Below are 14732 nucleotides of genomic sequence, written 5' to 3'. Positions count from 1 at the left end.
GGAGAGCTGAAAATTACGCAAGCCCTTTTTTAAAGAAAAATGCAAAAAACTAACTGTTCGCGTGTATTTTGAACGAAACTGTATAATTTCGATGTTTTAAGTAGAATTTATGAGCAGTTTTAGCTACTAAACTGCCAATTTAACTTTGATTGATACACGCTTTCTTGCTCAAGCTCACTTTTCATAAGTGGGTGTTGAGCTAACCAATCTTCAGAAAAGCTAATATTAAGTCTGTTTTTATCTGCTTTTACTTCAAAGGTAGGTAAAACATCATCTTTACGACGCATAGATAAAATAACGGCTAATCTAATTATGCGTACTAACTTTTCGGTCAGTGCTTTATTAGCACCTAAATGTGAAAACAGTGCATCATTTAAATCGGCACGGTGACCTTTTAAAAGACTGACAATTACTTTCTTTTCGGCTGGCGAGTAACCCGGCATATCGGTGTTACTTAATATATAGGCGCTGTGCTGATGATATTGTTTGTAATCTATAAGCAAACCAATTTCATGCAAGTGCGCTGTTGCGCAAAGCAATACATTTACTTGCTGTAAATCTAGTTGCCAGGCATGCTGAAGTTGTTTTGCTATTAATAGGGCAACATCTGAAACGCGTTTAGCTTGCTCTTTGTCGGTATGAAAACGCAGCGCAAAGCTTTCAAGCGTTCTTTCTCGAATATTAGAGTGGTGTAGATCTGAGATCATACTATAGAGTACACCTTCTCGAAGCGCGCCACCTGCCAGTCCCATCTGCTGAATATTCAGCGCTTCAAATAATGCAATGAGAATTGCTAATCCAGATACAAATACCAAACGACGTTCTTCACTGAGACCTGGCAAAGAAAGTGTTGATACATTCTTATGCTTTATCGCTTCAGCTTTTATATGCTGCAACTTTTCTAAAGAAAGCTGATCAGTTTGACCTGTCGCAGCTAAGATCTCTTGAATTGCTTGCACAGTACCAGATGCACCAATAGCAAGCTCCCAACCAGTCTCAATATATTGAGACTTAATCGGTGTAATCACATTATGTGCTGCGGCAATTGCTTGCTCAAAATTCTTCTCAGAAAGTAAGCCATTTTGAAAATAACGCTCTAAGTAAGTCACACACCCCATGTCTAAGCTTTTATAGAGCAGCGCTTCAAACCCTTTGCCTATGACAACCTCAGTACTTGCACCGCCAATGTCGATTACCAATTGTTTACCTTGGCATGCAGAAGTATGTGCAACACCTTTATATATAGTGCGCGCTTCTAGTTCACCACTGATGATATTGATTTTGTGATTGAGGATTTTTTCGGCTTGGATTTTGAACTCTTGGGCATTGGTAGCAAGTCTCAGCGTTGCCGTTGCGACAATGCTGATATTTTGCTTTGGTATGTCTTGCAACCTTTCGGCAAATAGCGCCAAACACTCCCAGCCTCGTTGCATTGCATCAGAAGATAACGTGTTGTTTTCGTCTAAGCCTGCAGCTAGTCGAACTTTACGTTTAACCCGACCGATGGTGTGAACACCACCGGCAATGTGTTTTGCAATCAACATATGAAAGCTATTAGAGCCTAAATCAATAACGGCAAAAACGTTATTATTATCTATATTTTTGGCCACTTTGTACCTCTAGCTGCAAGATCCCGCAATTACAACTTCTTAAGTGTTCGCTTTCGATTTATTGTAATTTGATTGACGTCGATTGTTTCCCTTTCTTGGGCCAGAGTGATGACGTCTTCTCTGCGTATTCGGTTTAGGTAAATCTTCAATTAATGCTGTTTTATCATAATGAGACAGAGGAATCGAATGTTCTATATATTCTTCAATCTCATGTAAGTTGTATGCATATTGTTCACATGCAAAACTAATTGCGTGACCTGATGCACCAGCACGACCTGTACGACCAATTCTGTGTACATAGTCTTCACAGTCATCCGGTAAATCAAAGTTGAACACATGGCTTACTTCTGGGATATGCAAACCACGTGCAGCCACATCGGTTGCCACAAGAATATCTAAATCACCTTTAGTAAATTGTGCCAAAATTGACTGACGTTTCTTTTGATTTACATCACCTGTTAATAGACCAACACGATGTTTATCCGCTTTTAGCCAAGCATACACGTTTTCACAACTTTGCTTCGTATTTGCGAATACGATTGCTTTTTCAGGCCATTCTTCTTCTATTAATGTAAGAAGCAACGGGATTTTGTCGTCATGAGATGAGTGGAATAACTCTTCTTGAATACGTTTACCTGTTTTTACATCTGGCTCAATTTGTACATGCTCTGGATTAGTCATGTGTTCAAAAGCCAATTCTTGCACGCGGTAAGATAAAGTCGCAGAGAAAAGTAGGTTTAATCTTTCTGCTGTCGGAGGCATACGATTAAATAGATAGCGAATATCTTTAATGAAGCCCAAATCAAACATACGATCTGCTTCATCAAGTACAACGACTTCGATTTCATTAAGGTTATAAGCACCTTGCTTATAGAAGTCGATTAAGCGGCCCGTAGTACCAATTAAAATATCGACACCTTTTTCGAGTTGCGCCCGTTGTTTTTCGTACTCTTCGCCACCATATACTAAACCTAAGTTTAGACCACAGTGTGGCGCAATAATTTTTGCATCTTTATGGATCTGAATCGCAAGCTCTCTCGTAGGAGCCATGATCAGCGCTCTTGGGTGCTTTCTGGATTGACCTTCTGTTTGCATTAAACGGTGGCAAGTGGCAGTTAAGAACGCCAATGTTTTGCCAGTACCGGTTTGTGCTTGACCAGCGATATCTCGCCCGTCACAGACAAAAGGTAAACACTTTGCTTGGATTGGCGTGCAATATTCAAAGCCATTCGCAGCTAAACCGGCGACCACCTCCGGTGCAATAGCAAAGTCAGAAAATTTTTTATTGGTCAAATGTGTCTTAGTCATAGCAATTAAGCATAACGTTTAAACTTGCAATAAGAAACAAGAGTGTTTAAATACGCAGTAAATAATTCGCCAATTTCTAACGGAGAACGCAATGAGCGACAAAATTATCCAGCTTACTGACGACAGCTTTGAAGCTGATGTAATTAAATCAGATCTACCTGTACTTGTAGACTTTTGGGCAGAATGGTGTGGCCCTTGTAAAATGATCGCGCCAATCTTAGACGAAGTTGCTGAAGAGTTTGCTGGTAAAGCAGTTATCGGTAAATTAAACATCGACCAAAACGCTGGTACGCCACCTAAGTTTGGTATTCGTGGTATTCCTACACTACTACTTTTCAAAGATGGTGCAGTAGCTGCGACTAAAGTTGGCGCGTTATCAAAGACTCAACTTGTTGAGTTCTTAAACGACAACATCTAAGTTTGTATATACGCCTCGCCTTTGCTAGGCGTATATCCCACCTACCTGCCCATAGTTTTTTCGACTAAATTTGTTTAAAGACTGGACGACTAGCAAGCTAACTGCTAATTTATAAAGCCACTAACCTTTAGCTTTATCAAATCAACCTCTCATCACTGAGATGACAATTGTTATAAAGAACCCACCAATATGCATTTACGCGAATTAAAAGACAAGTCAATCAACGAACTTGTAAAACTAGCTGAGTCCATGGGACTTGAAAACGTAGCTCGTTTAAGAAAACAAGACATTATTTTTGCCATTCTAAAAGCACACGCTAAAAGCGGTGAAAACATTTATGGCGGCGGCGTTTTAGAAATTCTACAAGATGGCTTCGGCTTTTTACGTTCATCAGAAGCATCTTACCTAGCAGGTCCTGATGATATTTATGTTTCACCAAGTCAAATTCGACGCTTCAGCATGCGTACTGGTGACACAATTAGCGGTCTTATCCGTCCACCTAAAGATGGTGAGCGTTACTTCGCACTACTTAAAGTTAATGAAGTTAACTTCGATAGACCTGAAAACTCTCGTACTAAGATCTTATTTGAAAACTTAACGCCTATTCATGCGAATGAGCGTTTTGTGATGGAACGAGGTAACGGTAGTACAGAAGATATTACTGCTCGTGTTCTTGATTTAGCATCACCAATTGGTAAAGGTCAGCGTGCTCTAATTGTAGCTCCGCCGAAAGCGGGTAAAACAATGCTACTACAAAATATCGCGCAATCGATTACCTACAACAACCCAGATGCAACACTGATGGTGTTACTGATCGATGAGCGTCCGGAAGAAGTAACTGAGATGCAACGCCTTGTAAAAGGTGAAGTTGTTGCTTCAACGTTCGATGAGCCGGCAAGCCGTCACGTACAAGTTGCCGAAATGGTTATTGAAAAGGCAAAACGCCTAGTTGAGCACAAGAAAGACGTTATCATTCTACTTGATTCAATCACACGTTTAGCACGAGCTTACAACACCGTTATTCCATCATCTGGTAAGGTACTAACGGGTGGTGTTGATGCGAATGCACTACACAAACCTAAGCGTTTCTTCGGTGCTGCACGTAATGTTGAAGAAGGCGGTAGCTTAACGATTATCGCAACGGCACTTATAGATACTGGCTCTAAGATGGATGAAGTTATCTACGAAGAGTTTAAAGGTACGGGTAACATGGAATTACACCTAAACCGTAAGATTGCTGAAAAGCGTGTATTCCCAGCCATTGACTTCAACCGCTCAGGTACGCGTCGCGAAGAATTACTGACTAAAGCGGATGAGCTACAGAAAATGTGGATCTTGCGTAAAATTGTTCATGAAATGAGTGAAATCGACGCAATGGAATTCCTCATCGACAAGCTCTCAATGAGTAAAACAAACGACGAGTTCTTCGAGCTCATGCGTCGTAAGTAAATATCCTAAAAAAGCCTGCATAAGCAGGCTTTTTTGATCTTAATTTTTATCGCATTGTCCCAAATTTTTTACTATTCTAGTTATAGACTTACGTACTTAGACAGGGAGCTGTTCAGTTTATGAAGCCCTTTCAATTAATTCGAAACTTTCTAATCCTCAACACCTTAGTGTTAATAGTCATGTTGCCATTGCTCTCTGTATCTTGGTCAACAACGGCCATTATTATCAGTGTGCAAATCATCTTAGGTGCAGCTGCACTTTGGTATTCGAGCCAAAAAATATCGCAAGCTGAGCATTTACAGACTTTAGTCAATTCTATAAACCATGATGGACAAATTGATCTCACTTATCGTTTTGATGACAGTAAAACATCAACGCCACCAGCCTGTTTGGCCATTAATGCCAGCTTAGCTACAATTGAGCATATTATTGGTGAAGTTTATGCGTCTTCATCTCGCCTATCCCCCATGGCAGATGGTCTAAGAGACACCTATGCATCAATGACACAAAAGGCAACAATTCAGCACGCCCATGGTGAAGATTTGGCAGACTCAATCAACCGTATGCTAGCAGTGTCACGAGAACTTGATGATAACCTAGAGAAAATTTACACCTCAGTGGAAGCGGCAACAGAAGCCGTTAAGAAAACTCGTGTTGATACCGACAAAAGCCAAGCTAGCTTAATGAGCTTAGCAAAAAATATTGAAGAGACCAGTGAGCAAATAGAAACCCTCAAAATTGATTCAGATGCGATTAGTTCTGTTATTGACGTCATTAACTCAATTGCAGAGCAAACAAATCTACTGGCACTGAATGCAGCAATTGAAGCCGCGCGAGCAGGCGAACAAGGTAGAGGGTTTGCAGTAGTTGCAGATGAAGTCAGAAGTTTAGCCGCTCGAACCAGTCAATCGACCCAGCAAGTACGTGAAGTTGTGAGTAAAATTCAGGCAGGGACAGACAGTGCACACCAACTTATGCTCAACGCACTCGAAGAAACAAAACAAACTGTGACGCTATCAGAAGCGTCTACTCGAGAAGTAGACCAAATCGAATCAGCTATGCTCAGCATAAACTCTATGTCTCACAGTATTCACGAGCAGGTAAAAGACCAAAAAGCTGTATCCGATGAAGCGCAGACAAGTATTGAGTCTATGGTTGAACTTAATTCAGATGCGCTTTCAAGCTCTAAGATACAAGCTGTATCTAGCAACGACCTAATTAGTCTTGCCCACAGCATTCACGATAAATTAGCAATTTTTAGAGTGGATGAAACAGCTTTTGAGCATGACGCCAGAACTGACCGGTCTAGACTACATACTGACACGAAAACAGCCAGCACTAAGGTTGAGACTCAGCAAGACTCAGGAGACATTGAGTTGTTCTGATAACTGAACTTGCTGTAGCTCATCACACAAGATTAAATACCAATGCTGCAACCCATGAGAATCAACTTCTTGTGGTTTTTTTAATGCCTGCTCTATGTGCTTTGCCGTTTTGGCAATATCGTCAAAGCCAAATGTTGAGGCTGCACCTGTGAGACGATGACACACAGCTCTCAACTCTAACCAATCTTGCTTTTGCCATAAGTCGATAACTGTAAAACGCTCTTGCTCTAGGCTTAATGCAAAGCTTTCTATCAAGTCACTAATGTCAACTTGCATATCTTGCTCGCCTCCAACGCTCGCTTCTGCAAGAAAATCACTTAAAGCAAGGTGGAGTTTATCTCTATCAAGTGGCTTTCCTAGGTGACCTGCAAACCCAAGTTCAAGATAAGACTTAATTTCATGCTGCATAACATTCGCTGTAAGTGCAAAAATAGGCCCGTCAAAGCCTGCTTGTTGAAGTAACTTAAATGCTTCAAGACCATCAAGTAATGGCATTTGAATATCCATCAAGATTAGATCTGGGTATTCACATAATGCTTTTTCTACTGCTACCTGACCATTTTCGGCTGTAATTACCTCGACACCAAGCTGAGAGAGAATACGTTCGAATAACGCACGATTATCATCATGATCTTCAGCAATCAATACTGTACCGCTTAGCTTAGATAATTGCGTAATCGGCCGAGCAGCTTTATGCACTAAAGTTGAGTCAGATACTGAGTCTAAACGTGCACAAGGGATCACAATGTAAAATTGGCTGCCTTGTTCAGGAATACTACTCACCTGAATGCTACCACCCATCATGGTCGATAATTGCTGAGATAAGCATAAACCCAATCCTGAGCCGCCAAAACGACGTGTTATGCTGTTATCCCCTTGCTGGAAGCAGTCAAAGATATGCTGTAATTGCGTGGCATCCATCCCGATGCCCGTATCATTTACCGAAAATCTAACCCCGTTATTTTCTTGACTTACAACCAGCTCAACATGACCATATTCTGTAAACTTAACGGCATTACCAAGTAAGTTAATGAGCACCTGTTTAAGCCTTACATAATCTAAACGCACCACATACGGTGAAGGAAGCTGATTCACTACGATGAAGTTTAACCCCTTTGCCTCACAGACATGCTGAAACATCTCGGTGACATCATCAAGCAACTGCTCTAAGGCAAACTCAGTAAACTCTAACTCAAAACGCTGTGCTTCGATTTTACTCAGGTCGAGTACATCACTAACTAGGTCTTTTAGATGCTCCCCTTGCCTTTGAATGACTTGCAGAGGCTCCTGAATATGTTTGTCATGTTGATATTCTTGTAACAGTGCTTCACTGTTACCAATAATTGAAGTGAGAGGAGTTCGGATCTCATGACTAATATTAGCTAGAAACTGACTTTTAACCGTGTTAGCTTCACTTAACTCATCTGCTAACTTTTGTAGCTCTGCTGTACGCTTAGCAACCTGTTGGCTCAACTCAATGTTGGCAGCACGCTCCATGCGTTTTCTATACATACTCACAACGGCAACTGTGCCTGTGATCAACAGTAAAACAATGAGCCACGTTAACTGCTCTCGTTGCTCAATTTGTAAAGCTTGAACCGCCTGCTGCTGCTTCAGCAATTCAATCTCACGATTAAGCTCTGTCGCCTCAATTTTACTCTGATATTCATTTAAACGCGCATAGACTTGATCATTTAAAAGCTCCCTTTGCAATCTTTGAAATGCATTAAAGCTTTCCATCGCTTTCTCAGACTCACCTAAATGCGCCTGAATAATTGCTAAAATTGCTAAGCCATCTTTTTCCCGCAGCTTTGAGCCCTGTTTACGTGCAATAGACAGCGAAGTTTCAATGCTATTTAGCGCCTCAGCAAAGTCACCTCGATAAACTTGCAACTTCGCCATAGGGTAAAGTGCTTCCATGTAACCAGATTGAAGGTCTACTTTTTCTGCATAATAGAGCGCCTTTTTAGCTTCCTCATACCCCTGTTCCATCTCCCCTAATGCAATGCTGAGTGTTGCCAAATTACTATATTCGAAGGTTAAGCTGCGCGCCGAACCTACTTTTTCATAGTATTCCACTGCCGCTAATAAACTCGCTCTGGCCAATTTGCTTTTTCCTTGCTCCATATACATGGCACCCAAATTAGCCTGTGCGAGTGCAACACCGTATTCGTCATCAAGTTGATTAAATAAACCTATAGACCTTAAAAGCATATCTTTAGCAATGTCATAACGATGCTGGCGAATATAAGCGCCTGAAAGATTTAATAACATATCCGCTTTATCTTGCTGACTACCATGCAATTCGTACAAGCGATGTGCTTCAACATAATGTTGGACTGTTTTTTCAAGGTCATGTGCCTTGAGATACGCCAGCCCCAAATTATTGTATATATTAGCTAGCTCTAAAGGTTTATTTCGCAGCTTGGCAATATTCAGTGCTGTTTGATAATGCTCGATGGATTTTTCATATTCACCTTGGTAATAAGTACTAATACCAAGCATTTTAAATGCTAGGTACTTTTCATCACTGCTTAATGAATCTGAGGTGATATCAGCCAAACGCTGAAAATACCTTACTGCATCGGCTAACTTCTCACGTTTAAGAGACTCTCTGCCCATTTGGGTAAGAAAATAATTATAATCTTGGAAATTAAGTTGTAGCGATTCGCCCAGCTTTTGCGCTTCTGCTTGCACAGTTTGCCAATCTGACAACTGAGTTACTTTTTCTATCTCGGCTTTTAATTGAGTCTCTGAGGTAGCCAAAACTGGTGATGATAAGCTAAATAGCGTGAACCCAAATAGCACTGACGTGAGTGATTTTCGCAATGGCTTAATCAACATCCTTGCCCTCATTGCCTAACAAAAAATAAACATGGTAAGGTGAAGATACACCAACAAACTCAGAGGGACAATGTTGCGTCCAATTCTAGATGAAATTTTTTCAGTGCTGAGTAATGGCGCACACTTTAAAGTCCATACGTTAGCCGCTCATCTTCAAACCGTTGACTTACTTCAGCAACTTGATGAAGACCCAAATCAAGATTTATTCAAACGCAACTTTGTGTTGATGAATAGCTTATATACTTTGCAACTGGAACTCATTGAAGACGATATCTACTTACATATAGATAGCATGGATATTTACCTTGCTGACAAAGGCCAAGCCCCTGAATTAAAAACACCTCTCAGTACTTATTATTTAGATTGGCAGAACTACCAAACAGATAATGAAGAAATAACATCATTGCTAGATTCTTTTTGGCAACGTTTTGCTCAAGGTTTTCATCATCCGCAGAATACACTGAGTAAATTTGACCTCGATGACTTGTGTGTGCAATGGCAGTTAACAAAGCCACTTGAAGAAAAAGCCATTCGCCGACGCTGGCGGCAATTGGCCATTCAGTACCACCCAGACAAAGGCAGTCATGACGATACACGATTCAAGCAGTTGCAGAATGAGTATCAACAGCTGCTTGGACACATTAAATCAGTTTAATTGACGCGGCGTACTTGGTATTTCTTACCTTTGATTTTGTTATCTCGCAGCTTTCTAAAAGCCGGTTTACTTGCTTCGCGCTTCACAGCAACAAACGACTGGTTTTCAAACACAGTGATCTTACCGATTTGCGAAAAGCCAATGCCCTCTTCGCCCGTTAAACAACCGACTATGTCACCAGCGCGTAGCTTTTGCTTTTTACCACCGTCAATATAGAGGGTTTGCATTTCTGGTTTATAAGGCGGTTTATCTAATAAGCTCAGCGAAGGTAAAACCGCAGGTTCAAATTCACGATCATATAGCTGTTCTATTTGCTTAACTCTGAACGCCTCTTTTTCACCAAAGATAGAACACGCCAGGCCTTTTTTATCACCACGACCTGTTCGGCCCACCCGGTGAACATGGGTTTTAGGGTCGAGTGCGAGATGATAGTTAATCACCATGTCCATATCATCAATATCCAAGCCTCGCGCCGCAACATCAGTCGCCACTAAAATAGAAGCGCTCTTATTGGCAAAACGCATCAACATCATGGCACGCTCTTGCTGAGCTAAATCGCCATGCAGTGCCGAAGCATAAAAACCGGCCTCTTTTAATTCTTCAAATAAGCGCTTAGTTTCCACCTTGGTATTACAAAACACCACACAACTTTTTGGTTGATGCTTCATCAGAAGTAGTCGCAGTGTATTAAAACGCAGCTTGTTATTACTGAGCTTATAAAAAGTTTGTTTGATGCTTTTATTGATCCCCACTTCTTCAACTTTAACTTGCTGTGGGTTGCGCATCAGTTGCGCAGAAAGTGATTCAATATTTTTGGGATAGGTTGCACTAAATAAGAGGCTTTGACGCTCAGGTGGTAAATAAGCAACGATGTTTTCTATCGCATCAGTAAAACCCATATCGAGCATTTGGTCGGCTTCATCAAGCACTAAGGTGTTTACTTGTGTTAAGTCGAGCGTGCCCTTAAACAAGTGATCTTCTATGCGCCCTGGCGTACCGACAATAATATGCGCCCCATGTTCAAGAGAGCTTATTTGCGGCCCAATAGGCACACCACCACATAAGGTAAGAATTTTAACATTTGCAGTGCCACTGGCTAGCTTTCTAATTTCTGTCGCCACCTGATCTGCCAGCTCGCGTGTTGGGCACAGTACTAAGCCTTGTACATGCATACTCGATACATCGAGTTTAGATAACACACCAAGCGCAAACGCCAGCGTTTTACCTGATCCTGTTTTCGCTTGTGCAATCACATCTTGTTGGTCGAGGATCAGTGGCAAGCTTTGCACCTGAACCTCTGTCATCTGTTTAAACCCTAATTGCACAATGGTCTCAAGTAATACGGGTGATAAAGCCAGTGTATTAAATTGCATGATGCTTATCGTCTCTCTAACAAAGCTTATTTAATGGCTTAGTTTACCAGCAAATGCGCTCGACCACACATTTACAGCATGGTTATTAAGCTTCAAAATCAAACCGCTCAGAGTTTCAGCACATGACTAGATTACGAACTTATGGCAGACTGAAGTTTTAATCGGTACAGGGAAGCTGTTATGCAAACCATTTTCCAAAAGTCTCTTTTTTACTTCCATGATCAAACAGACAAACTCTACAAACATCACCACCGCACTATGTTTGTTATTGCACTCATTGTAATTACTTACTTTGCTTACAGCATTTTTGAAAACAAGCAACAACAGGCTGAGTTTTTATCAGCCCCTAAAGTTGATGATGTGCTTATCTTAGATATGGGTCATTTGATTAAAGACCGTAAATACCAGACCCAATATCGTGTTGCTCAGGTACTCTCTGTAGAAGAAGACTCTATCACCCTAAAACAAGGCAGTTACACTTATCGTAAAAAGCGTGGTGCAGAGCGTGCCATTAAACTAGATAGCTTAATGCTCAATAACTATTTCCGCCCGGCACTAATTAGCTTTAAAAAATCAGAGTTAGCAGCGCTTTATGACCAAGGTGCCATTGACGAAATCTTCCGCCCTACAGACATCTATGTGATGGGTGGCATAGTAAGACACAGAGCGGCTCCTGAACATGTACCACATAAACTCAAAGTCTCATTTAATCAATTTAACCAAGAAGGCGTGCGAGCTTATTTAGCTAGAGACTTTGAGGAAGCAAGAAAGCTGTTTATACAGGCTGCAGAACAGGGGTATGACTTTGGCCAATATAATCTCGCAGATATGCTTGAGTACGGAGAAGGCGGTGATGTTGATTTAGCAGGTGCGTATAAATGGTACAAAAGTGCTGCAGAGCAAAACAACTTAAAAGCCAAGGCTGCACTTGAGTCATTTTGTGATAAACACAAAGCGCTTTGCCATTAAGCCTGTTTTAACTGGCATATTCAGCTAAAAAGCCTTCAAATGCCGCTGCTTGCAGCGGCTTACTATGCAAGTAGCCTTGTGTAAAGTCACAGCCCAATTCATTCAATAGCCATAACTGCTCGTCTGTCTCTACACCCTCAGCAACCACTTTAAGGTTTAAATTACTGGCCATTGAGATAATCGCTTTAACCATTTCATGGTCATCCTGATCATCAGGCAGGTCTCTTACAAACTCTCTGTCAATTTTAAGCTTAGAAAGCGGGAAGCGCTTTAAGTAGCTTAAAGAAGAATAACCCGTACCAAAATCATCTATAGCCAGTTCAACCCCCATGGCTCTGAGTGCCTTAAGCTGCAATAAAATACTTTCTGAATTATCGACAAGCACGGTTTCTGTGATCTCAATCGTTAAGTATCGAGCTTCTAAGCCAGTTTGGTTGAGCACTTTTTTTACCAATTCCACAACACTTTGACGCTTAAACTGGGTGCTAGAAACATTCACGGTAATAAAAAAAGGTTTATCACATTGCTGCTGCCACGCTTTAGCTTGCGAACAAGCTTGGTACATTACCCACTCACCTATAGAAATAATCAAACCAAGTTCTTCACAAATCGGGATGAAGTCCGCGGGCGATACCGAGCCGAGGGCTTTGTTTTCCCAACGTAACAAGGCTTCACATCCAATTCTTACATCATCACGAGAGAGGATTGGTTGATAAGCGATATGAAACTCATTATTTACAAGTGCCTTATGCAGCGCACCTTCTAACTGGCTGCGTGCTTTTGCATGTTCATGCATGGCCGAAGTATAAAATTGGAAGCAGTTTCGTCCCAACTCTTTGGCTTTATACATGGCATTATCGGCATTACGCAGCAAGACCTTGGTATCGTCGCCATCTTCCGGGTAGAAGGTGATCCCCATACTCCCCGAAGCAAACACTTCATGACCCTCAAGTTCATAAGGTTCGTGTAGCTTTTCAAGAATTTGTGTCGCGATTTGCTCAACTTTGGTAATTGAATCGACATCAGGCAGTAATAACGCAAATTCGTCTCCCCCTAAACGGGCCACGGTGTCTGAGTTTCTGGTGCACTCTTCTAAACGCATCGCCGCTTCGATTAGCATTAAGTCACCAATATGATGACCGAGCGTGTCGTTTACTGCCTTGAACCTATCTAAATCAATAAAACACACAGCCAAGCGGCTTTTATCTTTTTTGGCCTTTTGCAGCGCATTTTCAAACTTTTCTCGATAATTTCTGCGATTCGCCAAACTGGTTAAAGTATCAAAGTTGGCTTGTTGCCACATCATATGTTCGTGGTGCTTACGCGAGGTGATATCATTAAACAAGGCAACATGCATTTCGATTTCACCCTGCTGATCAAATACCGCAGATACCTGCAGCCAACAAGGGAATACTTCGCCACTTTTGCGACGATTCCAGACCTCACCTTCCCAATGACCTCGTTGGCTTAAAGTGTCGTACATTTGCGAGAAAAAAGCTGGCCCATGATGGCCTGAATTTAAAATCGCAGGCGACTGCCCTAGTACTTGTTCTTGCGTAAATCCGGTGATTTCAGTAAATGCCCGGTTCACCATTTGGATCTGATTGTGTTTATCAGAAACCAATACCCCTTCACTGGTTGTCGCAAATACTGTACTGGCTAGACGCTGCTCACGCTCAATGGCTAATTGCGCAGTAATATCTTGCAACATATATAAATCACCGAGCGATTTGTCGGCGTTATTTACCGCTTGCTTATCAACCTTAAAAAAGCGCCACTCGTCTTTTACCTTTAAGCGATGCTCTGAACTGCCATAAGACTGATTTGCCCAATCAACATTACTAAAAAAAACTTCACCTAACGCTCTACCAACAATAGAGTCACGACTCTCAATGTCTTGAAAAACCTGCTGGTTAGCATCAAGTACTGTGCCTGAACGAGAGGTGAAAAGTAAGTAGCCCTCGATGGCATCAAAAATAGACGATAAACGCGCCCCTTGAGAGTCTGCTTTACGCTTGGCATTTTTAAGCTTAATAAAAAAGCGCCCCAAAATGAGCAAAGAGCCAATGAGTAAAACAATCACCACAAAAGACAGCAGCAATTGCATTCGACTGGCTTGTTGAATGGCGTCGGTTTGTATTTCAACTTGCTGCTCTAGATTGGCTTGGTAATGCCAAAGCGATTCTTGTAAAGCGCGTTGTTCACTTATATCGGTGATCACAGACAATAACTGTTGTTTGCCGTGCTCGTCGGTAAAAGGCGCAGAGTGAACACTCACAGTACGGATCTCACCATTAGCCAATTGATGTCTAAAGATAAAGTAATTGCGCCCTTCAGCTGCGGCGTTAGCACGCTCGTTAGCAACTTGCTCTGGCGTGAGTTGATTAATGTTTTGGATGAACCGCTGTTCAAGCTCTCCAACTTGATAGCCATAGAATTGATCAGCTGCACCATTGGCAGCCACAATGGCGCCTGTTGAAGGCGTTATCACAAGCATCACTGCGCTGTGTTGCTCAAAAACCACCTCAGGTAAATGATCGGCACTGGCGTTCTGACTCAAGCTGAGTAAGGCACACATCAATATCGCTTTAAGTCGCTTCAAAACTTCCACTCACAAATCACACAACACATTCGACTATAATCTAATCCGCAATAGTTGAACATAGTTCAATTTAATGCATTTGTGCAAAATCAAACAAAAATGCATTTACCTTCGTATAC

At 41.6% G+C, this 14732-nt stretch carries 10 protein-coding genes; 5 read left to right on the top strand and 5 right to left on the bottom strand.

Going from position 1 to position 14732, the window contains the following annotated elements; genetic code table 11:
* Nucleotides 1–119: 119 nt before the first annotated feature.
* Both gppA and rhlB read right to left on the bottom strand, forming a co-directional pair.
* On the bottom strand, nt 120–1610 hold the full coding sequence (gene gppA, locus C1E24_RS20375; RefSeq protein ID WP_138484705.1) for a guanosine-5'-triphosphate,3'-diphosphate diphosphatase: 1491 nt from the start codon (nt 1608–1610) through the stop codon (nt 120–122).
* A gap of 39 nt (nt 1611–1649) precedes the next feature.
* Nucleotides 1650–2918: an ATP-dependent RNA helicase RhlB gene (gene rhlB / locus C1E24_RS20370; protein WP_138484703.1), complete on the bottom strand. Its 1269-nt coding sequence runs from the start codon at nt 2916–2918 to the stop codon at nt 1650–1652.
* A 91-nt stretch (nt 2919–3009) separates the two neighbouring features.
* Here rhlB and trxA point away from each other — a divergent pair, with 91 nt between their 5' ends.
* The 3 genes from trxA to C1E24_RS20355 all read left to right on the top strand — a co-directional run bounded on the left by trxA (nt 3010) and on the right by C1E24_RS20355 (nt 6170).
* Entirely contained in the window at nt 3010–3336 is a 327-nt protein-coding gene (gene trxA, locus C1E24_RS20365; RefSeq protein ID WP_058028399.1) for a thioredoxin TrxA, read from the top strand.
* A 189-nt stretch (nt 3337–3525) separates the two neighbouring features.
* Nucleotides 3526–4785 carry a transcription termination factor Rho gene (gene rho, locus C1E24_RS20360; RefSeq protein ID WP_058028397.1) on the top strand — a complete coding sequence of 420 codons (1260 nt, stop codon included), beginning with the start codon at nt 3526–3528 and terminating at the stop codon, nt 4783–4785.
* A gap of 119 nt (nt 4786–4904) precedes the next feature.
* Nucleotides 4905–6170 (top strand): methyl-accepting chemotaxis protein, encoded by a 1266-nt coding sequence (locus C1E24_RS20355; protein WP_138484701.1) that lies wholly within the window; start codon nt 4905–4907, stop codon nt 6168–6170.
* On the opposite strand, the gene C1E24_RS20350 is transcribed toward C1E24_RS20355, so the two are convergent.
* A complete protein-coding gene (locus C1E24_RS20350; RefSeq protein WP_171040945.1) occupies nt 6147–9014 on the bottom strand; it encodes an ATP-binding protein in 2868 nt (955 codons plus the stop codon). The two genes, C1E24_RS20355 and C1E24_RS20350, sit on opposite strands and share 24 nt — an antisense overlap.
* A 70-nt stretch (nt 9015–9084) precedes the next feature.
* On the opposite strand from C1E24_RS20350, the gene C1E24_RS20345 reads away from it, so the two are divergent.
* Nucleotides 9085–9669, top strand: coding sequence for a DNA-J related domain-containing protein (locus C1E24_RS20345; protein WP_138484697.1), 585 nt, complete (start codon nt 9085–9087; stop codon nt 9667–9669).
* Here the strand turns inward: C1E24_RS20345 and dbpA are convergent.
* On the bottom strand, nt 9666–11051 hold the full coding sequence (dbpA, locus tag C1E24_RS20340) for an ATP-dependent RNA helicase DbpA (protein WP_138484695.1): 1386 nt from the start codon (nt 11049–11051) through the stop codon (nt 9666–9668). The two genes, C1E24_RS20345 and dbpA, sit on opposite strands and share 4 nt — an antisense overlap.
* Before the next feature lie 171 nt (nt 11052–11222).
* On the opposite strand from dbpA, the gene C1E24_RS20335 reads away from it, so the two are divergent.
* A complete protein-coding gene (locus C1E24_RS20335; protein WP_138484693.1) occupies nt 11223–12011 on the top strand; it encodes a tetratricopeptide repeat protein in 789 nt (262 codons plus the stop codon).
* A gap of 7 nt (nt 12012–12018) precedes the next feature.
* Here C1E24_RS20335 and C1E24_RS20330 read toward each other — a convergent pair whose 3' ends face one another.
* Nucleotides 12019–14613 carry a GGDEF and EAL domain-containing protein gene (locus C1E24_RS20330; protein WP_240722062.1) on the bottom strand — a complete coding sequence of 865 codons (2595 nt, stop codon included), beginning with the start codon at nt 14611–14613 and terminating at the stop codon, nt 12019–12021.
* Nucleotides 14614–14732: the final 119 nt, after the last annotated feature.

Source organism: Pseudoalteromonas phenolica, from assembly GCF_005876835.1.
In the GTDB taxonomy this organism is placed as follows: Bacteria; Pseudomonadota; Gammaproteobacteria; order Enterobacterales; family Alteromonadaceae; genus Pseudoalteromonas; species Pseudoalteromonas phenolica_B.
Note: the sequence above shows the minus strand (reverse complement) of the source record. Positions and strands in the feature narration are given on the sequence as shown.

What these genes read in the sequence shown, in the direction of transcription:
- rhlB (WP_138484703.1), bottom strand. Translation starts at nt 2,918, where the DNA reads ATGACTAAGACACATTTGACCAATAAAAAATTTTCTGACTTTGCTATT.
- trxA (WP_058028399.1), top strand. Translation starts at nt 3,010, where the DNA reads ATGAGCGACAAAATTATCCAGCTTACTGACGACAGCTTTGAAGCTGAT.
- rho (WP_058028397.1), top strand. Translation starts at nt 3,526, where the DNA reads ATGCATTTACGCGAATTAAAAGACAAGTCAATCAACGAACTTGTAAAA.
- C1E24_RS20355 (WP_138484701.1), top strand. Translation starts at nt 4,905, where the DNA reads ATGAAGCCCTTTCAATTAATTCGAAACTTTCTAATCCTCAACACCTTA.
- C1E24_RS20350 (WP_171040945.1), bottom strand. Translation starts at nt 9,014, where the DNA reads ATGTTGATTAAGCCATTGCGAAAATCACTCACGTCAGTGCTATTTGGG.
- C1E24_RS20345 (WP_138484697.1), top strand. Translation starts at nt 9,085, where the DNA reads ATGTTGCGTCCAATTCTAGATGAAATTTTTTCAGTGCTGAGTAATGGC.
- C1E24_RS20335 (WP_138484693.1), top strand. Translation starts at nt 11,223, where the DNA reads ATGCAAACCATTTTCCAAAAGTCTCTTTTTTACTTCCATGATCAAACA.